This is a genomic window from Enterococcus sp. DIV0703 (assembly GCF_051711065.1).
Classification (GTDB): domain Bacteria; phylum Bacillota; class Bacilli; order Lactobacillales; family Enterococcaceae; genus Enterococcus_B; species Enterococcus_B hirae.
In genome coordinates, this window is the sequence record NZ_JBIOLX010000001.1 from 1017429 (window position 1) to 1041943 (window position 24515).

Below are 24515 nucleotides of genomic sequence, written 5' to 3' on the forward strand. Positions count from 1 at the left end.
AAAAATCACCTACTATTCTTATTATTCAGACAAAAAATCTAATACTTCTTGATTGAAACGTTGAGGATCTTTTCTAGCTAACTGATGTCCTTGTTCGTTCACTAAAACAAAAGAAGCATTTGGGATCGTTTTTGCTAGGTAAAGGGAGTGTTGCAGTTTGATCACATCTTTTTTTCCAACAATAATCAATGTTTTACATTTAATTTTCTCTAAATCTGCTGTTGAAAGACCGATATCTTTTAACAACAATTTGATCACTAACAAATTTTTTCTAAGCGATGGGCAAACTAAAGAAAGCAACCACATACCAATATAATGACAGTAGCTAAGCAGTCTCGCTGAGAATAAAACCCCTTTAACTAAAGTATTTCCTGAATTTAATATTAATCGATGTACTTTCTCTGGATAATAACTTGAAAAGACCAATCCAAGATTAGCTCCATCACTAAAACCTAGTATATTTGCTTTTGTAATTCCTTCAAGTAGCATGATGGTATAAAGATCTTCTGCCATCAAACGAAAAGACAAGGTATTTGCTTGATTCGTTGAACGTCCGTGACCTCGACTATCAATGAGATAAACGGTATAAAACTGACTAAAGACAGGAACTTGCTCTGAGAAGAAACGACCACTGCCATCATTACCATGGAGTAAAAACAGAGGCATGCCATTTCCGCTTTTCTCATAATAGATCTCTGTTCCATCAGTCATTTTTGCATATTTCTTTTCTTTTTTCACATAATCACCTACTGGTTAAAGTATAACGACAATTCTCCTATAAGAGCAATTGTTTTCCTAAAAAAACAACGATCATTTTCGTAAGATAGTAAAAAATTCCGAAAATTTCAGTTTTTATTAAGGAAAGGAACAAATGATTAGTAAGAAATAGCCAAGAACGATAATAAATAGTAAGATAAAAAAAGATGTCAAAATAACTAGGTGAATGTTTATGAAAAAAAAGAAAAAATCAATCTTTCGAAGAATCGTCTCTTTTTTAGTGATTGTCTTGGTCATAGGAGTATTGATCATCTTAGGAAAAACCTATCAATCGATTAAAAGAGTAGAAAAGTACGAACCAGAAATAACAACAGCAATCAAAAAGTACCATATGGAAGAGTACGAGTCTTTGGTCAAGGGGATCATTTTAACAGAATCAAAAGGCAAGGGGATTGATTTGATGCAAAGTTCGGAAAGCGCCTATGGTAAAGCCAATGTGATCGATAATCAAAAAGAAAGTATCGATCAAGGAGTCAGCTACTTAGCAGAAATGATCAATGAGGCAAAAAAACAAGGATGTGATCTTGATACAGCTATACAAGCCTATAACTTCGGTAAGGATTATATTGTCTACGTAAAAAACCGAGGTGGGGAAAATACTATGGAGATAGCAGAAGAATATTCCAAAAATGTCTTGAGTCCACTTTTAGGTAATGAGAAAAAAACCAAGTATCGCTATTGGCGAGTCCCCTCATTGCTTTACAATGGCGGTTATCTTTATCATAATGGAGGGAACATGTTTTACACAAGAGTTGTCAAGATGAATGAAGACCTCATTGAGTTATATGACAAAGTTTTTAACTAATTGAGTGTAATGCTGAGATTTTTTGCTAGATCTTTATCTTATCAGAAAGAAGGAGTGCTCAAAAAAGTGGAAAAAGAACAAATCATAACAGAAAAGGTAGCGAAAGATTCAGGGAAAGACTGGCTATTGCGCTTTGTAAAGGGAATGTTTATCGGTTCGGGTTTTATTTTACCGGGGGTAAGCGGAGGCGCTTTAGCAGCTGTTTTTGGGATGTACGAACGATTGATCTCTTTTTTAGCTCATCTAACCAGAAATTTTAAAGAAAACGTGCTTTTCTTTTTGCCTGTCGGATTAGGAGGCATCAGCGGAGTCTTTTTGCTTTCCTTTTTGGTGAGTTTCTTATTAGGGACATATGAAACGACGATTTTATGGTTTTTTGTTGGGTGTATTGTAGGTACTGTTCCAGCGTTGTGGAAAGAAGCTGGAAAGAAAGGGCGGCAATCAGGTGATATCATCCTGATGATCGTCACATTGATCGTGGCTTATTTCTTTTTACTTTACGGATCACAACTATTTGATGGTCAAGTTGAACAAAACACAGTAACTTGGATCATCGCTGGCGGTTTAATCGGCTTAGGGATGATTGTTCCTGGACTGAGTCCCTCGAATTTTTTAGTCTATATGGGGTTATACAAGGCGATGGCTGATGGTTTCAAAGAAGCTCGCTTAGACGTGATCTTACCGATCGGTTTAGGCGCGGTAGTCTGCGTGTTGACGTTATCAAAGTTATTTGATTTTATCTTTTCTAAGGCATATAGTAAATTGTTCCATTTTATTTTAGGAGTTGTTTTTGCTTCGACGGTAATGATTGTTCCTACAGATTACACAAATTTAAGTTTACTAGGAATCATCTTTTGTCCCATTTTATTTTTTGCTGGTATCGCATTAGGTTGGTGGATGAGTCGTTTAGAAGAACAATATAAATAAAGGTTGAATGGCACATGATTTTTGCTGGGATTTCTCAGCGGCATAGAATCATGTGTTCTTATTTTGTATAAATTTGTAAAAAATAAGTTGTTTTTAATAATAGAACAAGCTAGACTTAAATATATTGATTATTTTTTGAAAGTTGGCGAAAAATGGAAACGAAAGAAATGAATGGTCTTACTCAGGAAGAAGTGAGACAAAAAATTTCCTCTGGGCAGCAAAATGATTACCAAGAGGATGCATCAAAAAGTACTAAGCAGATTCTTAGTGACAATATACTAACGCTATTCAATTTTTTAAATTTTGGTATTGGGATTTGCTTACTATTGGTCGGTGCCTATTCCAATATGGCTTACTTGGCAATCATTGTGGTGAATATCATTATTGGTATCTATCAAGAAATCCATGCTAGAAATCTAGTAAGAAAGCTATCGATTGTTTCGCAATCAGAGGTACGAGTTATCCGCGAAGGAAAAGAGCAGTCGATTTCAACGAAAGAATTAGTTTTAGGAGATGTCGTAAAGATTGGTGCAGGGGAACAGATTCCTTCTGATTTAAAAGTGATCTCAGGACGCGCAGAAGCCAATGAGGCACTATTGACAGGGGAGTCAGACCTGATTGTCAAAACCGAAGGAGATGAATTGCTTTCAGGTAGTTTCTTAACCAGTGGTTCTGTTTTAGCTCAAACGATTCGTGTTGGCGCAGACAACTATGCAGTTCGCCTAACGAGTGAGGCAAAAACCCATAAAGCGATTCATTCTGAACTTGTCGATTCTATTCGAAAAGTATCGAAATTTACTAGCTTCATTATAATTCCATTAGGTATTATTTTATTTTTAGAAGCGTTATTTATCCGTGATGCTTCCATTAAGATTTCTGTTATTGCTTCGGCAGCAGCATTACTAGGGATGTTGCCTAAAGGCTTAGTCCTTTTGATTAGTATTGCACTGACTACTGGTGTAACGAAATTAGCAAAGAAAAGAATCTTAGTCCAAGATATGTATTCGATTGAAACACTTGCTCATGTAGATACGCTTTGCTTGGATAAAACAGGGACGATCACTGAAGGAAAAATGAGTATCCAACGGGTCGAAGCCCTAAATCCTAAGTACGAAAAAGCGATTCCTGAAATCATGGGAACCTATCTAGCTGAAAGCAGTGACAATAATCTTACCATGCGGGCGCTTAGAGATTACTTTCAAGTAGCTAATCGCTATACTGTGACTGAAAAGTTAGCTTTCTCTTCTGACCGTAAATGGGGAGCAATGGAGTTTCCTGAATTAGGTGTGATCTATGTAGGAGCTCCTGAACGTTTGGTTGAAAAATCACAACTGCCAGAAAGTTTGGTGGATGCTCAAGCAAATGGCTACCGTGTATTGATGCTGGGTGTCGCTCCTGAACAACATTTGACTGAAGGAGAGCCAAAAGGCGTTGAACCAATCGCGCTGTTTGAAATTGACGACCCAATACGTAAAAATGCAGAAGAAACATTAGCTTATTTACATGCTGAAGGTGTGAATCTAAAGGTTATTTCAGGTGATAATCCGTTCACAGTTTCAAATATTGCCCGCCGTGCAGGCTTACCAAATTATGATTCGTATGTTGATCTTTCTACGATGACAGAAGAAAAAGCTGTCCGGGAAGCCGCTCATGAGTACACGGTCTTTGGTCGTGTGAGTCCACAACAAAAGAAAACATTAGTGAATGAATTAAAACAAAGTGGTGGAACTGTGGCTATGACTGGGGATGGAGTCAATGACGTATTGGCACTGCGTGAAGCAGACTGCAGTATCGCCATGGCTGAAGGAGACGGTGCAACAAGACAAATTGCTAATCTCGTTTTACTTGATTCTGATTTTACGACTTTACCAGAAGTCTTATTCGAAGGGCGTCGTGTCGTAAACAATGTGACCAAAGTTTCAGGTATTTTCTTTATCAAGACGATCTATTCGTTTATTCTTTCTATCTTATGCGCAATTACTGCAATCGGGTTTCCATTCATCCCAATCCAGATCACATTGATTGACTTAGCTATTGAAGGTTACCCTTCTTTCTTCTTATCGTTTGAACAAGATAAACGAAAGATTACCTATCGTTATTTACCAACAGCATTGATCAATGCGTTACCAAATGCATTACTAGTCGTATTGAATATTATTGTGGTTTATATTTTAGGAAAAGTTTTGCCATTTACCCCGTTGCAAACGACCACTTTAATGTATTATCTATTGATCGGAATCAGCTGTATGGCAGTAGTCAAAGCGTGTTATCCATTTAATCCGTTGCGAATTTTCTTAGCGGTAACAACTGTTGTAGGGATTTATGTAGCAGCGATGCTTTTCCATCATCTGTTAGAAGTTGATCTTGGGTTAGGAACGGCTTGGCCATATTTCATTGGTTTTATGATCGTTAATATCATTTTGAGACTGATTTATGGAAAGACCAATATCCGTGACTACTTATTGAATAAATTAGCAACAACGAAATAAACCGTTGCTTGTTCTTAGAATGACAAGTATTATACTTGAAAAAGTTTAGAATTGTGATAGAATGAAACATGTATAATTGTGTCCTTTAAAATCGCACTGATTTTCGTTAGTGCGATTTTTTACCGGTTATTCTCCTGAGGTATCTCTTTGACAGATGCCAATTAGCTATTTACAGGGGGTGAAAGCATGGCTCAACGGATTCCTCAAGAAGTCATTGAAACGATTCGTGGACAAACGAATATTGTTGAGGTGATTGGTCAATACGTCCAATTAAAAAAATCTGGAAAGAATTATTTAGGTTTGTGTCCTTTTCATGAAGAACGAACACCATCTTTCTCGGTGGCTGAAGATAAACAGATTTTTCATTGCTTTGGTTGCGGAAAAGGAGGAAACGTCTTTACTTTTCTTCAAGAACTAGAAGGACTTAGTTTCCCAGAAGCAGTCGTCAAAGTTGCTGATTTTGAACAAATTCAGTTAGAAGATCAATGGCGCAAACAAACACTTCCCTTCGAAAATAGCGATTCAATTACAGGAAAATTGATTTTAGCGCATGAAAAAGCCGCAGAAGTATATCATCATATGTTGCTACACACGAAAGTAGGCGAGCAAGCTTTAGATTACTTACTACAACGTGGTTTGACACTAGAATTGATTGAAGAATTTGCGATCGGATTTGCACCGAATGAACGTTCATTTTTGAAACAAGTATTTAAAACTGAAGCATACGATCAAGAAGTGTTGGAACGTTCTGGTTTGTTTATCTCTCATGAGGATGGAGGAATATCTGATCGGTTTTACCAACGTATCATGTTTCCTATCAGAAACCCTCAAGGGCGCACGATTGGTTTTTCTGGACGCTGGCTTGCACCAGAAAAAGGACAAGAAAAAGATCAACCCAAATATTTGAATAGTCCAGAAACAGAATTATTCAATAAAAGACAAGTGTTGTTCAACTTGGATAAAGCACGTAGTGATATCCGAAAAAGCGGTGAAGTTCTTTTATTTGAAGGTTTCATGGATGTCATTGCTTCTTGGCAAGCAGGTGTAAAAAATGGGATAGCTTCCATGGGAACGAGTTTAACGAATCAACAGATCCAGCAGATTGAACGAGTAACCAAAGAACTAGTTTTTTGTTACGATGGAGATAAGGCAGGATTCGAGGCAACGAATCGAGGGATCGAATTGTTACGACAAAATAGTCGATTGCAATTATCAATCGTTGTGATTCCGGAAAAACTTGATCCCGATGAATATTTACGTAAATATGGAAATGACTCCTTTAATGAACTGATCTTTCATGGTCGTGAAACGGTCTTTACTTTCAAGTCACGTTATTTGAAGCAAGACAAGAACCTGGAGAATGAAAAAGATAAAATCCAGTACTTAGAAGAGGTATCGAGAGAACTTAGTCAAGTTGTCTCGCCAATCGAACAAGATATGTATTTGTCGCAACTAGCGACCGAATTTCAACTTAGTCGTGAAACCCTGCAAAAGCAAATACGGGATTTTCGCAGGGAAAATCAAACGAATCGAACCAACCAACCAACGACATTGCCAGAACCAGCTATTTCACGGACGGCAATAACGAAAAAGAGACCGCTGACTCAAGTAGAAAAAGCGGAACAAATGCTCTTGTACAGAGTGTTCAAAGAGATATCTGTCCGTAATCTTTTGAAAGAACAGCAATTTCAGTTTATTCATGACATTTATGCAGAAGTATATTTTTTATTCGATGCATTTGTGTCACAACATGATGAATTCAACCTTGCGGAGTTTTTGGACTTTTTGCAAGATGAAAATTTAAGGCGTTTAGTGGTGGAAATCGAGTATTTGCGTGTAGCCGAAGAAAGCACACCAAGAGAAATCCAAGACTTATTGCGTGTAATCAGAAAGTCTAGTTTAGCTGATGAAATAACTTTAAAAAAACAAATGCAGCAAGAGGCTAGAAGAACTGGAAACAAGCAATTAGAATTGGAATTAACGATTGAGATCATTAATTTAACAAAACAGTTAAAACAAGCCGAATAGCTACTCAAGGGGGGCCTTCTTTTATGGCAAATGTAACAGAGAATAAAAAGTATGAAGCAGCAGTAGCAGCTTTTATCAAAGAAAACAAACCAAAAAGACAAGTCGTGTATGATGATCTTTCAAATAAACTTGCAACGCCATTCACATTGAATGCGGATGAGATGGATAAATTGATCCAAAAAGTCGAGGATGCTGGAATCAGCGTTGTTGATGAAAATGGAGATCCATCGATCCATAGCTTGAAGAGTGCAGAGAAAAAAGCGGAACAAGCAAAAACAGAAGATCTGTCAGCACCTACTGGTGTAAAAATCAACGATCCAGTTCGTATGTATTTAAAAGAGATTGGTCGTGTTTCCCTATTAACTGCGGAAGAAGAAGTAGCTCTTGCTTTAAAAATCGAAGAAGGTGATCAAGAAGCAAAACAGCGTTTAGCTGAAGCAAACCTTCGTTTGGTCGTAAGTATTGCTAAGAGATATGTTGGACGTGGCATGCAATTTCTTGATTTGATCCAAGAAGGAAATATGGGCTTGATGAAAGCTGTTGAAAAATTTGACTATCGTAAAGGATTCAAATTTTCAACTTATGCTACATGGTGGATCAGACAAGCAATCACTCGTGCCATCGCTGACCAAGCACGTACGATCCGTATCCCAGTGCATATGGTAGAAACCATCAATAAATTGATCCGTATCCAACGTCAATTACTTCAAGATTTAGGAAGAGAACCGACGCCAGAAGAAATTGGTGCAGAAATGGACCTTCCTACAGAAAAAGTACGTGAAATATTGAAAATTGCGCAGGAGCCAGTTTCTTTAGAAACACCAATTGGTGAAGAAGATGATTCTCATTTAGGAGACTTCATTGAAGACCAAGAAGCTACTAGTCCTGCAGAACATGCGGCTTATGAATTGCTAAAAGAACAATTAGAAGATGTTTTAGATACATTGACTGACCGTGAAGAGAATGTTCTCCGCTTACGTTTTGGTTTAGACGATGGCCGTACCAGAACACTCGAAGAAGTTGGGAAAGTATTCGGAGTAACACGTGAACGTATTCGACAAATCGAAGCGAAAGCGTTACGTAAATTACGCCATCCATCACGTTCAAAACAATTGAAAGATTTCTTAGAGTAAAAATAGGATTCAAATTTTGAATCTTATAGACAATGACTGTCTTTTAAAATTGCGAGTAGCCTTTAGTGAAAACAAAGTAGCACGGGATCAGAATAGATGATCCCGTGCTACTTTTTTAGTCAATAGCTGAGTCAAAAGCTTGAATCTGATCATAATAAACAAATAATTGATGCGCTATTAACATTATGATGATGAAAACATAAATAATTGCGTAACTATGCGTAATTATAAGAAACTTTTTATAAATTATTTGTTTTATTTTTACGAGTTATACTATTTGACATCTGTTTGATCAAAATAGGCTCTTGGCGAAACTTTCAGAATATGGTAGATTAAATGGTAGCGTAAACCTAACAAAAGGAGCCGATCGCTCAGTGATAAAAAAATGCCCAACGTGTGGATCAAAGAAAATCAAAGGAAAGTTGATTTGTCCTGATTGTGGTTACCAAATAAAAGAGCAAGACCAACACACGAATGAAGAAAAGAACAACAGTCAATTACCAATAGATTCTTCAGAAGAACATTTTCCTGACACGGAATTAAATGATCCAATCGAATGGTCAGAATTAACAGAGTTACCATTAGAATCGGTCATGGCCTTGTTTAAAGAAGAATCATCTGGAGAAACGAATCTAGCAGAAACTAATGATGCTGAAGAAGAAGTCACTAAAAAGCTAAATACAAAGCCGTCAACAAGTGAAGAAGGAACTAATTCGAAAAAACAAGCTAACGGCGATGAAATGACGGATGAACTCGAAGCAGAGCAACAAAAAAGAGTAGCTGAATTAAAAGAATTTGTTGATCATGAAAAAGAAAATTCGATTTTATCTGCTTATATCAAAGCTCATAGAGAAGATACAACAGAAGAACATGCAGAAGAATTGATGCGAATGATCCAAGAGGAACTCGCAGCTAAAAATGCCAAAGAGACTGATTCAAAACAAAAAAGTACAGTGCCAGGAACTAACGAACGTGAAACGAAAGAAAAGGAAACAGTTGATACGAAGGATAGCGTTGTTCAGCCAACTGACCATCAAGCGATTGATCAAGAAGAAACGTTCGAAACGGAAACAGAAAAAAATCATGAACGCTTAACGGCACCCCAAACTTCAGAAGAAAATCAACTGCTTTCTTCTAAGGAACAAACTGAAGAACCAGTGCCCGCTTCAAAAACGACTCACGTCCAATCATCGTCAGAAAAACTTTTGATAGGAAAAAAAGAAGTCGAGGAAAAAACGAGTGCGGAAGATGTCGATAAAAACTCAACCCATGAGGACGAAGCGTTAAACGAAAATTTGAAACCTGAAGTTTCAGAAAAAGATATTCCGAAAGCAGCTCCATCACAAGAGAATCAATCAAACGGAGAAGTTCTAAAAGAAGAAATATCGAAAAAAGAAACAGCAAAAGAAGAAGTACCGAAAGAAGAAGAACCAAAAAAAGAAATTCGTAAGAAAGATTCTTCAAAACCAGAAGCTATAGAAAAAACAGAATTATCAAATGAAATCGATCAAAGGACAGAAACGGAACAAAAAGAACCAGTTACATCAGCTAAGACTGATGAGGGGAAACGAAAAAGATCGAAAAAAGGACCGTATCTGGCTTTAGCAGCAATCGTCTTGCTCGGAGTCGGTGGTTGGGCTTATTATGACCATCAGCAAGATGTTCAGGCACAAATCGCTGCACAAGAAGAAAGACAAAAACAAAAGGTGGCAGAGCTACAGACAGCCTTGAATGCTTTTTATACAGATTCGTCTCACCAGTTTATCCGTACTTCAATGATCAATCAAGACTTAGCTAAACTAAAGACTGATCTGAATGACGTAAAAAAAGAGAAAGAATACCCTGAATTAGAAAAAACATTCCAGGATATCCAAACCAAAATCAAAGATATTCAGCGTGTCAACCAGTTATTTACTTCGGTAGTGATTGACGATGATCATTTAGCAGCTGATCCCAAACTAAAAGAGGATCAAGCCATTCAACCAATGACTACAAATGAAACTGCTTTTGGACGTCTGATCAAGCAAGCGCAAACCGAAGCAGAGGACCAATACAAACAATTGCAGACGGCTAAAGATAAAGTGAACGTTGTCTATCATGATAATCAAGTCGTAGACAGTGCGAACAGAGAGCAGTATGACGAAGCAAAAAATGCTGTAGAGCAAATCAAAAATGAAGAGCTAGCTGTCGCGTTAAAAGATCAACTAAAAAAAGTAGATGAAACCTTGACTGCGAAAGAGCAGAAAGAAGCACAAGCAAAAGAAGAAGCAAAAAAAGCTGAAGAAGCAAAAAAAGCAGCTGAAGCAGCCAAACAAGCTGCAGCTCTGGCTGCACAACAAGCAAAATCTAGTTCAACTACCAATAAGACTAATTCAGCCAATCAACCCATCATGTCAACTCGACAAAGTGATGTGGCTGATGCATCTAATCCAGCATGGAATTGGGCACCAGGAGTCCAACAAAGTGTTATTGCTACTTGTATTCAACGAGGCTACATTGTGGCAGGTGGATATAAACTAGAAAAAGCGAGAATCGAAAATGGTGAAGGTTACTATAATCTTTATGCTACTTCAACCCAATCTAATTTGATGCGTGGAATCGGTGAAAGTGCATTGCCATTTTATATTGTGACGATCAATTGTAAAACAGGCTGGTTTGGCGGAAATGGCAGCCATTAATCTGCTAGATAGACAATGACCAAATACTACTCAGATATCGTAGATCGTATGGAACTAAGTGGATGACCATATAGGATCAGATACACGATGTCTGAGTTTTTTTGCGACGACTAAGACCAAACCAACTACTAATCATGGGAACATTATGTTATGATAACTAAGAAAAGATGGCTGAATCTTTTATAAATAAGGAGAAATAAGATGAATGAATTATTGGCAACAATATTTACCGGAATGGTAATTGATGAAAATGAAAAAAATTACTTTGTCCAGAAAAATGGACAAACTTTTGGATTAAGTAAAACCGAAGGGACCTATCGTATCGGTGAAGCAGTCGAAGGGTTTGGTTATCAAAATCAAAAACATGAAAATCGTTTTACTACGTTGATTCCTAAAAGTCGAATTGGTCATTATGCTTTTGGTACAGTGACTGCTTCACGAAAAGATCTAGGAGTATTCGTCGATATTGGATTACCCGACAAAGATTTTGTAGTCTCATTAGATGAACTACCAACGATGACAGAACTTTGGCCTAAAAAAGGCGATCGTTTAATGGTTGCTTTAAGAGTCGATAGCAAAGACCGAATTTGGGGTAGTTTAGCCGATGAAAAGATTTTTAAATCATTGAGTAAACGTGGAACAGAAGAAATCAAAAATAAAGACATTACAGGTGTTGCTTACCGCTTGAAAATTACCGGAACGTACGTCTTAACAGATGATTATTATATCGGATTTATCCACCCATCAGAACGCTATAATGAGCCGCGCTTAGGTGAACAAGTCAAAGGACGAGTAATTGGTGTGAGACCTGATGGAGTATTGAATCTTTCATTAAAACCAAGAGCATATGAAGCAATCTCTGATGATGCACAAATGATTTTAACGATCATTGAACGATCAGCAGATGAGCAAATCCATTTTACTGACAAATCTGATCCGGAAGATATCATGAAAACTTTTGGTATAAGCAAGGGAGCTTTTAAACGAGCAATCGGCAATCTATTAAAACAAGGACTAGTCAAACAAGAAGCAGGGGTAACGAAACGAATTAGAAAATCTAATTGAGAATACCTTGCATGTTTTTCTTAACTAGCTTATAATTATTTTAATTTAGAAAGAGATTCCTTTTGTTTGATTATAATTATTATAAATTGTCGGGGTTGAATACATGGTTATGAATGCGATGTCAGTAATGAAAAAAACGAAACAACAATTGCACGAGTCGGGGTTCAAATTAACCCCACAAAGAGAAGCAACTTTACAAGTACTTTTAGAAAATGAGAAAGAACATTTATCGGCAGAAGAAGTCTTTTTTCTAGTGAAAAAAAAGAGTCCAGAAATTGGGTTAGCTACTGTCTATCGGACGTTAGAGATTTTGACCGATTTGAAAGTCATTGATAAAGTCAGCTTCAATGATGGTGTTGCTCGCTATGACTTGAGAAAAGAAGGAGCAAAACATTTCCATCATCATTTATTGTGTTTACGATGTGGCACGATTGAAGAGGTCGAAGAAGATTTATTGTGTGAAGTGGAAGAAATTGTGGAGCAACGGTATAACTTTTTGGTAAAAGATCATCGCTTAACATTTCATGGTATTTGTCAAAAATGTTACACTAAAGAAAAAGAAAGCAAAACCGTCTGATTGCTAGACGGCTTTTTCTTTGCCTAGCTGTAAAATAGACTATCGAAAATGAAGGGTATCTGATATGATAGAAGAGCACGAGGTGGATTATTATGAATGAAGAAATTAATGATTATCTCCACTATTTGACGATTGAACGTGGCTTGTCATTAAATACGAGAAAAAGTTATGAACGAGATTTGTTACAGTATCTTCACTATTTAGAAGATGAGCAAATCACTTCCTGGCAAGATGTCGATCGCTACGTCGTGATCAATTATCTGGAAAAGATGCATGATGAAAAGAAAGCTCCGGCAACCGTGACCAGAATGATTACTAGCTTGAGAAGATTTCATCAATTCTTACGTCAAGAACGATTGACTGATCATGACCCGATGCAACACATTGATACGCCTAAAAAGGTTCAAAAGTTACCTAGTACCTTATCCTTGACTGAGGTTGAACGATTGATCGAAACACCTGATACAACCAAAAATCTAGGGATCAGAGATCGAGCAATTCTAGAAGTCATGTATGCAACAGGTATGCGTGTTAGTGAACTCGTTGGTTTAAAGCTAAGTGATCTTCACTTGTCGCTCGGCTTGGTCCAAACACTTGGTAAAGGGGACAAAGAACGGATCATACCTCTAGGTGATTATGCGATCCAATGGTTGGAGCGGTATCTAGACGAAGCACGCCCCCTCCTTGTAGCGAATCCTTCTGAAACGCATGTATTTGTCAATCATCATGGTACAGGGTTATCACGGCAAGGTATCTGGAAAAACCTTAAACAATTAGTGCGTGAAGCAGGAATCAATAAAGAGGTGACCCCTCATACTTTAAGGCATAGTTTTGCGACACATTTGCTGGAAAATGGTGCAGATCTTCGAACGGTACAGGAATTATTAGGACATGCTGATATCTCAACAACACAAATTTATACACATATCACAAAGAAAAGAATGACGGATGTTTATAAGCAGCATTTTCCAAGGGCTTAGTCATAGGAAGGTGAAAAAATGTTAACACATTACCGAAAAGAAAATCGTAAAATTGCTATGGGACTGTTAAGTTTTCATAAGAAACTAACGGATAAATCGAATTTACTCAAAGAAATCAATACCTATGAAACAGAAGAAGGATATGAACTTTTTTTCTTCACACCAGAAGGTTCAACGAATATTCAAGGGATCATTGGTGTTTATTGGGGTGAAAATCAGGAATTGATTATTCACGATGTTTCATTGAATCCATCTTATCGGGGAGATCAGATGGGCTTTCAAATGCTTGATGAACTTCAAGAAAAATACCCAGACTTTTCCATACGACCAACAGAGATTACCCGTCCATATCTCGCAAAATGGGTCGATCGAAACAAGAAGAAAGAGTGAATATGGTGACAGAAATCAATATCAAATTAGATATATTTGAAGGACCCTTAGATTTACTCCTTCATTTGATCCAGCAAATGGAGATCGATATTTATGATATCCCGATTGCAACGATCACTGAGCAATACATGAGTTATATCCATACGATGAAAACTCTTGAACTTGCTGTTGCTGGAGAATATCTAGTGATGGCTGCCACGTTGATGGCGATCAAAAGCAAAACTTTGTTACCTGTTCAAGAAGCAATCATTGAAGATGAGTATTGGGAAGAGGACCCGCGTGACGAATTAGTCAATCAATTATTGGAATATCGAAAGTATAAGTATGCTGCAGAGCAGTTAACCGAAAAAGCCCAAGAGAGAAGCTTATATTATACGAAAGAACCAGTTGCAGTAGACGATCTCATTGGACAAGAGAAACCATTGAAACGTGGACAAGTCAAAAAGATTGATTTGTTTCATGCGATGGAAAAAATCTTAGAGCGAAAGAAATTCTCAGAGAAAGTTGAAAAAACGATTACTCCTGATGATACAACAATTGAAGAACGTATCATCTTTATTGAAGAGCGTCTTAAGCAACATCATAAGGGATGCTCTTTTGAGTCTTTTTTTGAAACGCCTTCGAAAACAGAAGTAGTCACTACATTTATGGCTTTATTAGAAATGATGAAAAATGGTCAGATCGTTGCGCAACAAGAAGGAAATTATGAAACAATTATGCTTTATCTAGCAGTAGGAGATACCAAAGATGACAAAATTAAGTGAACTTGAAGCCATTTTATTTATTGTTGGCGAGGAAGGAATCGGGTTAGAAGAAATCAGCTATCTGTTAACTATTACGAAAGAAGAGACAGTGGCTTTATTAACGGAATTAAAAACAAGATATGAAAATGATCCAGCTAGTGCTTTGCATATTTTGGAAACAGAGGCACATGTCGTTTTAACAACCAAAAAAGAGTTAGCGCCATTGTTGAAACGCTATGCCCAAGGGACGTCTAATACTCTCTCACAAGCAGCTGTCGAAACGTTGGCGATCATTGCATATAAACAACCGATTACCAGAGTAGAAATCGAACAAATTCGTGGGGTCCAAGTCTCAGGTGCCATTCAACGGCTAGCTGCTCATCAGTTGATTGAAGAAAAAGGACGCGTGGAAGGACCTGGACGACCTATTTTGTATGGGACGACTCCTTATTTTTTAGATTATTTTGGTCTCAACTCATTAAAAGACTTACCAGATATACAAGCAATGGAGCATTCATTAAACGAAGAGTCTTCACTCGACTTATTCTTTGATGAAATGGATGAAGGAGAACAGATATAATGGAAAGACTACAAAAAGTAATTGCGCATGCAGGGATCACTTCCAGACGTAAAGCGGAAGAATATATTTTGGCTGGACGAGTAAAAGTCAACGGCAAAGTAGTAAAAGAACTCGGAGTAAAAGTTAGCAAACGTGATTTGATCGAAGTAGATGAAGTGCCGATTTATCAAGAAGAATACGGGTACTATTTACTATATAAACCAAAAGGCGTGATTTCCGCTGTTGCTGATGACAAGGGGCGAAAAGTCGTAACTGATTTGCTGCCAATGGTAAAAGAACGAATTTATCCAGTAGGACGATTAGATTATGATACTTCGGGTATACTGCTCTTGACTAATGATGGTGATTTTGCGCAACGTTTGACCCACCCAAAACATGAAGTAGACAAAGTATATGTGGCGAAAGTCAAAGGGATTGCTACTAAAACAATGTTATCTCCCTTGACGAAAGGGATAAAAATCGAAGGGAAACGAACTTCACCAGCACGTTACCAAATATTATCTGTGGATCCTAAGACAAATCATAGTATCGTTGAATTGACTATCCATGAAGGTAGAAATCATCAGGTAAAAAATATGCTTCAAGCAGTTGGCTTACCTGTTCAAAAATTAAAACGAGAAAAATACGGCGATTTGACGCTTCAAGGCTTACGCCCTGGCGACTATCGTGAGTTGAACAAAAAAGAAGTCAGCAGTTTATTAAATCAATCAAAGTGATTACTTACTTATTATAAGGATAAATGATTGCATTTTTTCTCAAGCGATGTATAATGTAAAGGTAAACAAAATTATAAATGGTTCGTCTTCAGGGGCAGGGTGAAATTCCCGACCGGTGGTTATAGTCCACGACCTACTTTACCTAAGTAGCTGAATCGGTGAAATTCCGATACCGACAGTATAGTCTGGATAAAGAAGATAGAGCTTATTTGACGTAGTTTTTTGCCAAATAACTCTAACTCTCCCTGTTATTGGAGAGTTTTTTTATTTGCAAAAAGTTCGTCGAAAAGTTCGCTGAAGAGGAGTCCTAACAGGAGGATTTCAAATGAAGAACACCCGTGTACAAAAAATGGTCGCTGTGGCATTATTTGCTGCGATCGGATTGGTTTTGCAATATATCGCATTTCCGATCATGCCAGCCTTTAGTTTTTTAAAGATCGATTTTAGTGATATCCCAGTACTGATCAGTATGTTTTTATTTGGTCCAGTTGCTGGATTGGTTACAGCTTTCTTACGATCGATCTTACACTTGATCACTACTGGCTTTTCACCAGATAATTTGGTAGGAGATACAGCCAGCTTTTTAGCAACAGCTATCTTTACCTTACCTATTTTCTACTTCTTCCGTAAGAAGACTCAAGTAGGGAAAAATAAGTTTTTAGGTGTGATTTCTGGTACGATCGCAATGACGATCTTCATGAGTGTCGCAAACTATTTTGTGATTACCCCATTATACCTTATGTTTTTAGGTTTAAATGCTAATCAAATGTTAGGGATGCCGTTAGCTAATTATGTCCTGATCGGAATCGTCCCATTTAATATCATTAAAGGATTTATCGTCAGTGCTGCCTTTTTGGTTTTACACGCAAAATTATTGCCATGGTTAAGTCGGAAACAACACCAGTTGGCACAAAGACATACAGTGACGAACAACAAATAAATAGTACAGCAGCTCATGCTCGTTTATCCATTTTCAGAGGGAAGCATGAATTGATGCCACTTTCTTAATTATTTTATCATTAAAAAAATCAGTCGAGGCTCCTTAACTTTTACAATATAAAAAGTTAAGGAGCCGTTTTTGTCAGTACTAGTATTTCTGAAAAAGTAGTCCAACTATTAGAAAAAAGGGGATGAGAAAATAAACATTGTTTTTTCTAAAAAGAATTCAAGGAAATAAAAAAATATCGGAAATTTTAATGAAAAAAAATTCATTAACCCACGTTGTGTAAGCGTTTTATAAACGGTGTTTGAGTATTTCTTTTGTTTATGCATAAAAATGTATTTTATGATTCAAAATGTGAAATTAATCACTTTTTGAATGATAAATAGTTTTGTTATAATGGAAGAGGAAAACGCTACAATTGTATTGAAAAAGCTTTACCTTAAATTTTATAGAGAAAGGAGTGAAAGCAGGATTTTTGAATAAAATTTGCCAAATCAATAGGTTATTGTTTTGGTTATCGTATTCTTTTTGATAAAATAACTGATGGAATCACTCTTATAAGATTCTAATGTTACAAGAAAGGGAGAAGAACATGGAACAAACAAAGAAGAAACAATTTCAAATGCCTTCAGCGTATACGGTCTTATTTATTATTATTGCGATTATCGCTGTACTAACTTGGTTCATACCAGCTGGACATTATAGTGTCAATGATGCAGGCAACATCATTGCTGGATCATATGAACGAGTAGAGCAAAATCCTCAGGGGCTATGGGATATCTTTATGGCACCGATTAATGGGATGCTAGGTGTACCTGCTGGGGAATTAACGAAAGAAACACCGGCTGCTATTCCAATTTCATTCTTTATTTTAGTTGTGGGTGGTTTCTTAGGTATTATCAATAAAACTGGTGCTTTGGATGCAGGGATTGCTTCCGTTGTAAAACGCTTTAAAGGGAAAGAAAAAATGTTGATCCCTGTGTTGATGATCTTATTTGCATTAGGTGGTTCAACTTATGGTATGGCGGAAGAAACTATTCCGTTCTATGCTTTATTGATTCCTGTTATGATGGCTGTTGGGTTTGATACAGTTGTTGCAGTAGCTATCGTTTTAGTAGGGTCACAAGTTGGTTGTTTAGCTTCAACCGTTAATCCATTTGCTACTGGGGTCGCTTCTCAAGCAGTGGGTATCTCAATGGGTGAAGGAATCGGGTTACGTTTCTTGATGTTCGTGGTACTATTGGCTATCTCAATTGCTTATGTCTACCGTTACGCATCTAAAGTGGAAAAAGACCCAACGAAATCACTTGTATATAAACAACGTGAAGAAGACATCAAACATTTTGATATCGATTCAATTGGTCGTCAAGAATCAATTACTAAAAGACAAAAACATGTAAATATCCTATTTTTCATTACCTTTGGTATTATGATCATTAGTTTGATTCCTTGGACAACATTGAATAAAAACTTTACGATTTTTGAATCATTAACTAACTGGTTAACAGGGTTACCTGTAGTCGGAACTGTTTTAGGTAAAAACATGCTTCCTTTAGGAGAATGGTATTTCCCAGAAATTACCATGTTGTTCTTAGTGATGGCTATTGTAGTGGCAATCACTTACGGAATGAAAGAATCAGTCTTTATTTCTGAATTCTTAGCAGGAGCTTCAGATTTGATCGGTGTTGCGATCGTGGTAGCTGTTGCACGTGGTATCCAAGTTGTGATGAATAATGGTTTAATCACTGATACGATCTTACATTGGGGTGAACAAGGATTAAGTTCATTGTCATCTAGTGTCTTCTTGATCTTAACGTTTATCTTCTATATCCCTATGTCATTCTTGATCCCATCAACTTCTGGACTAGCAGCAGCTACTATGGGAATCATGGGACCAATGGGTGAATTTGCAGGCGTTGGTAAAGATTTAGTTATCACTGCTTATCAATCAGCATCTGGTTTGGTCAACTTGATCACACCAACATCAGCAATCGTTATGGGGGCTGTTGCGATCGCTCGTTTTGATATTTCCGTTTGGTGGAAATTCACAGGAAAATTGATTGCTATCCTATTTGTAGCCATTTGTGTTATCTTAGGTGTAGCGGCAATGTTATAACAAAGTAGACAAAACCGTGACTTAGAGTGTACATGGTTTTCTACTTGATGTGAATGGACAAGATCCAAGCTCAACTATTTATTGTTTGAAAAAAGAGGTTGTGTCTGTTGTTTTGACATAACCTTTTTATTATATTAGGAGGCTAGTAACATGAAACAATTTGTAACAAAACAACATCATGAACAAGCATTGGAATCTTTAAATGAATTGATTCGAATCCCTTCAGTTCTGGACGAATCAGATACTGGTGAAGGGCATCCTTTTGGGACAAAAGTGATCGAAGCATTGGATAAAGTGTTAGAAATCAGTGAAAATCTAGGATTCAAGACATTTAAAGATCCAGAAGGATATTATGGTTATGCGGAAGTCGGATCTGGCGATGAGCTATTTGGTATCTTGTGTCATATGGATGTCGTTCCAGCTGGCGATGAAAACAATTGGGATTCTAAACCATTTGAACCAACTGTCAAAGATGGTTGGTTGATTGGACGAGGATCACAAGACGACAAGGGACCTTCCATCGCTGCAATGTATGCTGTCAAATCTTTGATGGATGCAGGCGTTGAATTTAATACACGTATCCGATTTATTTTTGGAACCGATGAAGAAAACTTGTGGCGTTGTTTAGATAAATACAACGAAAAAGAAGAAGGTATTACGCAAGGATTCGCACCAGATGCAGAGTTTCCATTGATTTATGCTGAAAAAGGATTACTACAAGCTTACCTAACTGGACCGGGAACATCTGAATTTTCAGTTAAAGCTGGTGGCGCACTGAATGTCGTTCCAGATGCAGCTCCTTATGCTGGTGAAAAATTAGCTGAAGTCAAAGAAGCATTGAAAAAACATGGATTTGACTTTGAAGATCAAGGAGAATCAATTGTCGTTCTTGGAAAAAGTATCCATGCCAAAGATGCAGCAGAAGGTGTCAATGCAATCTCTCGTTTAGCGATTGCTCTTTCTGAAGTATTTGATTTTGCTCCAATCAACTTCTTAGGTCAATTAGTTCAAGAAAATGCTACTGGTGAAAACGTGGTAGGAAAAACGGTGGATGAACAATCTGGCGAATTGACAATGAACTTTGCTAGTCTGGAAATCACTCCTGAACAAACTAAAATCGGGGTCGACATGCGTATCCCAGTAACTTTCAAAAAAGATGAACTCGTAGAAAAACTAACAGAAACTGCTAAAAAGTATGAGTTGACTTATGAAGAATTTGACTTCTTAGATTCCCTTTATGTTCCATTAGACAGTGAATTGATCAAAAATCTTTTAGGAACTTACCGTGATATTACTGGTGATATGACTGAACCATTTGTATCTGGCGGTGCAACTTTTGCACGGACGATGAACCAATGTGTAGCATTTGGTGCAATGTTCCCAGATACCCCTGATTTTATGCATCAGGCAAATGAACGTTGGGAACTAAGCAGCATGTACAAAGCAATGGAAATCTATGCAGAAGCTGTTTACCGTTTGTGTGGAAAATAATCATTTGAAATGCTCAACTAAATACACTTTAGTCCAATAGAGAACGAAACTGCTCTCTTACTGTTAAAGGCTGATGAAGGTCAATGTACATTCATCAGCCTTTTTTTTGTTATAGTGGGTCTTGTTGAGGGGAAGAGTCAGGTCTAAGAAAGATCGCATTTAGTGCCACTGGCTAAACAAATTTATTCTTTTTCAAGAAAAAAGAGTTGCAATTTATTCGTATTTTATTTAGTGTGAATTTATAATCGATTAATAGGTACGATAAAAGGAGAATAGGTGAGAGATGTGAAGATATTTAAGCGAGTATTAATTGGTATAATTATTTTTTTGGGGCTAGCAGGAGGCGCTGGTTACTACTATTTACAACAAAATACCTATGAACCATCTAGTCAAGCAAGTCAAATAGCCCAAAATGGAAAGGATAAAAAAGATTATTTATTTTTTGAGACGAAAGAAAAAAGTCAAAAACCACTGGTTATTTTTTATCCAGGTGCTTTGGTTGAACCAGCTAGTTATAGTGTCTGGGCTGAACAATTAGCAAAAAGTGGGTACTCCGTAGCAATCGCTAAGATGCCTCTTGACTTAGCCATACTTAGTGGGAATAAGGCAGATAAGATCAAAGAAGACTTTTCAAATCGAAATTATGTGATTGGTGGACACTCATTGGGGGGCGTCATGGCGAGTCGTTATGCTAATCAGCATTCTTCTGACAAACACTTAAAAGGAATCTTTTTCTTAGCAAGCTATCCTGATGAAAAAGGTACATTGGCGAAAACGACATTACCTGTATTAAGCCTGACTGCTTCTAATGATAAAGTCTTGAATAAAAAAGCCTATGAATCAGCTAAAGAATATTTACCTGAGCAAACAGAATATGTTTCGATTAATGGAGGAAATCATGGCGGATTTGGCAGCTATGGGGAACAAAAGGGAGACGGTAAAGCTAAGATTACAAACGAAGACCAACAAACAGCGATTATCAATACGTTAATCAATTGGTTAGGAGAATAGAGTTCCAGACCTAAATCTTACAGCTCACTTTAAAAATGAGTAAAAAGTGTGTATCAGCTCTTTGAAAAAAGCTTGGATTTTTTATAACATGAGAAACTGTTAAAAAAAATTCAAGCTTATTGTTATCGTAGCTTCCCGCTTCTTTCATGACTTTATCTAAGGCAGTTCAGAAGTCCATTTATCAGAAACTTTGCCGAAGATCTACATAAGTCACAATCTTTATATAAATAGACTAGAGATAAATCAACTCAAACTTTCACTTGAACATAGAAAGAAATTTGTTCAAACACCATTTCCAGGTCAACTGCCTACTTTTCAAATCATCATTATTAGAAACACTTACATTGATCTATATTCATTTGGTTAACTAGTTTTCATGATTTCTCTAATAAAATAGCTCTTACTGGACATTTTTGATAAGCTTTTCTGACGGCTTCCTCGTCAGTTTGAGAAACAAATTGCTGATGAGCTTCTGGTTCTTGCGCAAATAAAACGATTCCTTCTTCATCATAATCAAAGATATCTGGGGCTTCGATTTGACAAAGACCACAAGCGATACAGCGCTCAGGTACTAATTTACATAGTAATGACATTTTGACCATCCTATTCTTAAGGGGAGTAATATGACTTCATTTATTTTAGCTTTATTTTCAACAAGAAACAAGTTAAGGATCAGCTCCTTATACCAAGTTATCACAGGAAAACGAACGAGTTCGGTATTGATTTATAGTTTTTTAAACCATTTATTATTTATACATGGTAGTTTTCCTAAAATGAATCAAGAAGAATTTACACGTATCATTGACCAATTAGTTGACCAAAAGTTCCTTATTCAGCTGGAAGATGGCGTGATGATCACTCATTTAGGTGAAAAAACTTTAGCAGAAAAAAAGATTGATCTAGAAGGGCTCCATTATGATCGTTATGGCAGAACCGCTGAGAATTGTTGGCGGTTGATCAAGTTTGCTGTTCAAGTTGTCTCTCATCTGGTAAATAATAAAAAGGAATACTTACCGATTGAAACTAGTCCCTATTATACTATCCAAGTAAAAAAATGGTTAGCTGACACACAACTAGATCGACAAACTTTAGCAAAAAAATTAAGCCAAGAACTGAGTGAAATCTTTTCAACGATGACGACTGAATCGGCTAACTTTCTGGCCAATCAATTTTCAGGTATCCAGTCACCTGGTTTATTAACTTATCAATTAACAGAAATAACCAATGAAGTGCAACGTGAATTGTATGAAGCAAAGCAAGTACACCTGCTGCTAAAAACAATCGAAGAAAAAAAAGATTCGTTGCTTTTTCAATTGGTTTCACCACTACTTATGCAAAACTTCAATCAAAGTATGTTAACGACGAGAAAACTGATTTTATCTGGATGCTCAATTGATGAAGTAATGAAGATACGTCATTTAAAAAGAGGAACAGTAACCGATCATTTGATCGAATGGCAACTTTATTTAACTGATTTTCCTTATCAAAAAATGATCACCAAGCAGACATTTAAGCGACTAAGTCAACTATCGAACATCAAAGAATGGAATTATCGAGAATTAAATGAAGTCGCACCACTAGACTATGGAGAGTTTCGTTTTTATCAAATTGGTGTATTGAAAGGGGAACTGAAGAATGTCGCTGAAGGATGAACTACAAAAACGTTTTGGATTTACTTCGTTTCGTTCAGGACAAGAAGAAATCATCCAGTCTTTATTGAATGACCAAGATGTCCTCGCAGTGTTACCGACAGGAAATGGAAAAAGTCTATGCTACCAACTGACCGGTTATCTGCGTGAAGGAATGGTTATCATTGTTTCACCTTTGCTTTCATTGATGGAGGATCAGGTGATGCAACTACAGAAACAAGGAGAAAAGCGAGTTGTTGCTTTCAATAGTTTACTATCTAGAACGGAACGATATTATGTGTTAAATCATTTGTCCAATTATAAATTTTTATTTTTAAGTCCAGAAATGTTGACGCAAAAAGATGTGATAGAACAATTACAAAAACAAAAAATTGGGTTATATGTGATCGATGAGGCGCATTGCGTTTCTCAGTGGGGGGTAGATTTCCGTCCGGAATACCAACAACTAGGAGAAATTGCTCAGAAATTAGGCTCTCCAGTAACGCTTGCCTTGACAGCAACCGCTACTACAGCCGTGCAACATGATATTGAAACTGTCTTGTTTCAAGAAGTGCCAGTTCGAATTATCCATTCGGTTAATCGACAAAATATTGCTTTATATGTCAAAAAGACTTCCCAAAAAGAAGCTGATCTAGAGGACCTGATGAAACAAGCAAAAGGCTCGATGATTATTTATTGTGCGACAAAGAAAGAGGTAGAGCGTTTGTATCAGCTATTTCGCTCACGTTTTACTATCGGCTATTATCATGGTGGATTAGAGGCATCACAAAGGCGACAGTTGCAACAACAATTTAGTCAAAATAAACTTCAATTTTTGATTGCGACGAATGCTTTTGGTATGGGCATCGATAAGCCAGATATCCGTTATGTTGTCCATTACGATTTACCAGATAGTTTAGAAAATTATGTTCAAGAAATCGGGCGTGCGGGAAGAGATCAACAGGCGAGTGAAGCGATTCTTTTATACAAAGAAAATGACGAACGCATTCATTATTTTTTTAATCAACTTTCTAGAGAACAACGACAAAGTTTTGAAATTTATCTGCAATATCATAGCAATGAACAAGAACAATTCGATGAGATTCAACAAAAATGGTTAGAAATAATTGCACAAACGAGCAATCCGCAAGAGTGGTTAAATCGGCTAAAACGCCAAGAAAAAGAAAAGGAATATCGACTACAACAAATGCTTCATTATGTCAATGCAAAGACTTGTCGAAGAGCGCTGATTCTTGAATACTTTGGGGAGAAACTGATAAAAAAACCAGAAAAATGTTGTGATATTGATGGAGCGGTCCTTACGAGTCAGGAAAATAGAGAAGTCAGCCCATCTGTAGAGCTAAAACAGTGGCAAGATATTTTACTAAATTTATTTTAAAAAAACATTGGATAGAAAATTTATAAGACAATCGCGTTC

21 protein-coding genes and 1 riboswitch are annotated in these 24515 nt (G+C 36.9%); of the genes, 19 read left to right on the forward strand and 2 right to left on the reverse strand.

Annotated features, from left to right (window positions below; genetic code table 11):
• Positions 1-21: 21 nt before the first annotated feature.
• On the reverse strand, positions 22-738 hold the full coding sequence (locus tag IGK81_RS04635) for an alpha/beta fold hydrolase (protein WP_010719591.1): 717 nt from the start codon (positions 736-738) through the stop codon (positions 22-24).
• Positions 739-949: 211 nt separating this feature from the next.
• On the opposite strand from IGK81_RS04635, the gene IGK81_RS04640 reads away from it, so the two are divergent.
• From IGK81_RS04640 to IGK81_RS04720, 17 genes are all read left to right on the forward strand, one after another.
• On the forward strand, positions 950-1582 hold the full coding sequence (locus tag IGK81_RS04640; protein WP_034700254.1) for a lysozyme family protein: 633 nt from the start codon (positions 950-952) through the stop codon (positions 1580-1582).
• A gap of 144 nt (positions 1583-1726) precedes the next feature.
• Positions 1727-2509, forward strand: a complete 783-nt coding sequence (locus IGK81_RS04645; protein ID WP_225792594.1) for a DUF368 domain-containing protein — start codon at positions 1727-1729, stop codon at positions 2507-2509.
• Positions 2510-2676: 167 nt separating this feature from the next.
• A complete protein-coding gene (locus IGK81_RS04650; RefSeq protein ID WP_181878300.1) occupies positions 2677-4998 on the forward strand; it encodes a cation-translocating P-type ATPase in 2322 nt (773 codons plus the stop codon).
• A gap of 186 nt (positions 4999-5184) precedes the next feature.
• Positions 5185-7026: a DNA primase gene (dnaG, locus tag IGK81_RS04655; protein WP_010719587.1), complete on the forward strand. Its 1842-nt coding sequence runs from the start codon at positions 5185-5187 to the stop codon at positions 7024-7026.
• A 23-nt stretch (positions 7027-7049) separates the two neighbouring features.
• Positions 7050-8159 carry an RNA polymerase sigma factor RpoD gene (rpoD, locus tag IGK81_RS04660; protein ID WP_010719586.1) on the forward strand — a complete coding sequence of 370 codons (1110 nt, stop codon included), beginning with the start codon at positions 7050-7052 and terminating at the stop codon, positions 8157-8159.
• Between the two features lie 374 nt (positions 8160-8533).
• Entirely contained in the window at positions 8534-10837 is a 2304-nt protein-coding gene (locus IGK81_RS04665; RefSeq protein ID WP_034700261.1) for a cell division site-positioning protein MapZ family protein, read from the forward strand.
• Between the two features lie 201 nt (positions 10838-11038).
• Entirely contained in the window at positions 11039-11902 is an 864-nt protein-coding gene (locus IGK81_RS04670) for a CvfB family protein (protein WP_010737345.1), read from the forward strand.
• 103 nt (positions 11903-12005) lie between these two features.
• Positions 12006-12479, forward strand: coding sequence for a ferric iron uptake transcriptional regulator (fur, locus tag IGK81_RS04675; RefSeq protein ID WP_438757615.1), 474 nt, complete (start codon positions 12006-12008; stop codon positions 12477-12479).
• Positions 12480-12571: 92 nt separating this feature from the next.
• Positions 12572-13459 carry a site-specific tyrosine recombinase XerD gene (gene xerD, locus IGK81_RS04680; RefSeq protein ID WP_010719582.1) on the forward strand — a complete coding sequence of 296 codons (888 nt, stop codon included), beginning with the start codon at positions 12572-12574 and terminating at the stop codon, positions 13457-13459.
• A gap of 18 nt (positions 13460-13477) precedes the next feature.
• Positions 13478-13849 carry a hypothetical protein gene (locus tag IGK81_RS04685; RefSeq protein ID WP_010719581.1) on the forward strand — a complete coding sequence of 124 codons (372 nt, stop codon included), beginning with the start codon at positions 13478-13480 and terminating at the stop codon, positions 13847-13849.
• On the forward strand, positions 13846-14613 hold the full coding sequence (locus IGK81_RS04690) for a segregation/condensation protein A (protein ID WP_277749450.1): 768 nt from the start codon (positions 13846-13848) through the stop codon (positions 14611-14613). Before IGK81_RS04685 ends, IGK81_RS04690 begins: the two co-directional genes overlap by 4 nt.
• On the forward strand, positions 14597-15172 hold the full coding sequence (scpB, locus tag IGK81_RS04695; RefSeq protein ID WP_010719579.1) for an SMC-Scp complex subunit ScpB: 576 nt from the start codon (positions 14597-14599) through the stop codon (positions 15170-15172). Before IGK81_RS04690 ends, scpB begins: the two co-directional genes overlap by 17 nt.
• Positions 15172-15888, forward strand: a complete 717-nt coding sequence (locus IGK81_RS04700; protein WP_010719578.1) for a pseudouridine synthase — start codon at positions 15172-15174, stop codon at positions 15886-15888. The genes scpB and IGK81_RS04700 overlap by 1 nt, the downstream gene beginning before the upstream one ends.
• 80 nt (positions 15889-15968) lie before the next feature.
• Positions 15969-16092: riboswitch (FMN riboswitch) on the forward strand.
• A gap of 121 nt (positions 16093-16213) precedes the next feature.
• Positions 16214-16828, forward strand: a complete 615-nt coding sequence (locus tag IGK81_RS04705) for an ECF transporter S component (RefSeq protein WP_010737347.1) — start codon at positions 16214-16216, stop codon at positions 16826-16828.
• Between the two features lie 595 nt (positions 16829-17423).
• Positions 17424-18947 (forward strand): YfcC family protein, encoded by a 1524-nt coding sequence (locus IGK81_RS04710; protein WP_010719576.1) that lies wholly within the window; start codon positions 17424-17426, stop codon positions 18945-18947.
• Between the two features lie 150 nt (positions 18948-19097).
• Positions 19098-20438, forward strand: coding sequence for a M20 family metallopeptidase (locus IGK81_RS04715; protein WP_034700263.1), 1341 nt, complete (start codon positions 19098-19100; stop codon positions 20436-20438).
• 285 nt (positions 20439-20723) lie between these two features.
• Complete coding sequence (locus IGK81_RS04720) at positions 20724-21449, forward strand: alpha/beta hydrolase (protein ID WP_034700392.1); 726 nt, start codon at positions 20724-20726, stop codon at positions 21447-21449.
• 374 nt (positions 21450-21823) lie between these two features.
• On the opposite strand, the gene IGK81_RS04725 is transcribed toward IGK81_RS04720, so the two are convergent.
• Positions 21824-22042, reverse strand: a complete 219-nt coding sequence (locus IGK81_RS04725; protein ID WP_010719573.1) for a ferredoxin — start codon at positions 22040-22042, stop codon at positions 21824-21826.
• Positions 22043-22072: 30 nt separating this feature from the next.
• On the opposite strand from IGK81_RS04725, the gene IGK81_RS04730 reads away from it, so the two are divergent.
• Together IGK81_RS04730 and IGK81_RS04735 are read left to right on the forward strand one after the other, a co-directional pair.
• Positions 22073-23101 carry a helix-turn-helix domain-containing protein gene (locus tag IGK81_RS04730; RefSeq protein WP_034700265.1) on the forward strand — a complete coding sequence of 343 codons (1029 nt, stop codon included), beginning with the start codon at positions 22073-22075 and terminating at the stop codon, positions 23099-23101.
• Positions 23085-24476 carry a RecQ family ATP-dependent DNA helicase gene (locus IGK81_RS04735; protein WP_034700267.1) on the forward strand — a complete coding sequence of 464 codons (1392 nt, stop codon included), beginning with the start codon at positions 23085-23087 and terminating at the stop codon, positions 24474-24476. Before IGK81_RS04730 ends, IGK81_RS04735 begins: the two co-directional genes overlap by 17 nt.
• Positions 24477-24515 lie beyond the last annotated feature (39 nt).

What these genes read in the sequence shown, in the direction of transcription:
- IGK81_RS04685 (WP_010719581.1), top strand. Translation starts at nt 13,478, where the DNA reads ATGTTAACACATTACCGAAAAGAAAATCGTAAAATTGCTATGGGACTG.
- IGK81_RS04710 (WP_010719576.1), top strand. Translation starts at nt 17,424, where the DNA reads ATGGAACAAACAAAGAAGAAACAATTTCAAATGCCTTCAGCGTATACG.
- rpoD (WP_010719586.1), top strand. Translation starts at nt 7,050, where the DNA reads ATGGCAAATGTAACAGAGAATAAAAAGTATGAAGCAGCAGTAGCAGCT.
- IGK81_RS04640 (WP_034700254.1), top strand. Translation starts at nt 950, where the DNA reads ATGAAAAAAAAGAAAAAATCAATCTTTCGAAGAATCGTCTCTTTTTTA.
- IGK81_RS04650 (WP_181878300.1), top strand. Translation starts at nt 2,677, where the DNA reads ATGAATGGTCTTACTCAGGAAGAAGTGAGACAAAAAATTTCCTCTGGG.
- IGK81_RS04705 (WP_010737347.1), top strand. Translation starts at nt 16,214, where the DNA reads ATGAAGAACACCCGTGTACAAAAAATGGTCGCTGTGGCATTATTTGCT.
- IGK81_RS04670 (WP_010737345.1), top strand. Translation starts at nt 11,039, where the DNA reads ATGAATGAATTATTGGCAACAATATTTACCGGAATGGTAATTGATGAA.
- xerD (WP_010719582.1), top strand. Translation starts at nt 12,572, where the DNA reads ATGAATGAAGAAATTAATGATTATCTCCACTATTTGACGATTGAACGT.
- IGK81_RS04700 (WP_010719578.1), top strand. Translation starts at nt 15,172, where the DNA reads ATGGAAAGACTACAAAAAGTAATTGCGCATGCAGGGATCACTTCCAGA.
- dnaG (WP_010719587.1), top strand. Translation starts at nt 5,185, where the DNA reads ATGGCTCAACGGATTCCTCAAGAAGTCATTGAAACGATTCGTGGACAA.
- IGK81_RS04645 (WP_225792594.1), top strand. Translation starts at nt 1,727, where the DNA reads ATGTTTATCGGTTCGGGTTTTATTTTACCGGGGGTAAGCGGAGGCGCT.
- IGK81_RS04725 (WP_010719573.1), bottom strand. Translation starts at nt 22,042, where the DNA reads ATGTCATTACTATGTAAATTAGTACCTGAGCGCTGTATCGCTTGTGGT.
- scpB (WP_010719579.1), top strand. Translation starts at nt 14,597, where the DNA reads ATGACAAAATTAAGTGAACTTGAAGCCATTTTATTTATTGTTGGCGAG.
- fur (WP_438757615.1), top strand. Translation starts at nt 12,006, where the DNA reads ATGGTTATGAATGCGATGTCAGTAATGAAAAAAACGAAACAACAATTG.
- IGK81_RS04715 (WP_034700263.1), top strand. Translation starts at nt 19,098, where the DNA reads ATGAAACAATTTGTAACAAAACAACATCATGAACAAGCATTGGAATCT.
- IGK81_RS04730 (WP_034700265.1), top strand. Translation starts at nt 22,073, where the DNA reads ATGACTTCATTTATTTTAGCTTTATTTTCAACAAGAAACAAGTTAAGG.
- IGK81_RS04735 (WP_034700267.1), top strand. Translation starts at nt 23,085, where the DNA reads ATGTCGCTGAAGGATGAACTACAAAAACGTTTTGGATTTACTTCGTTT.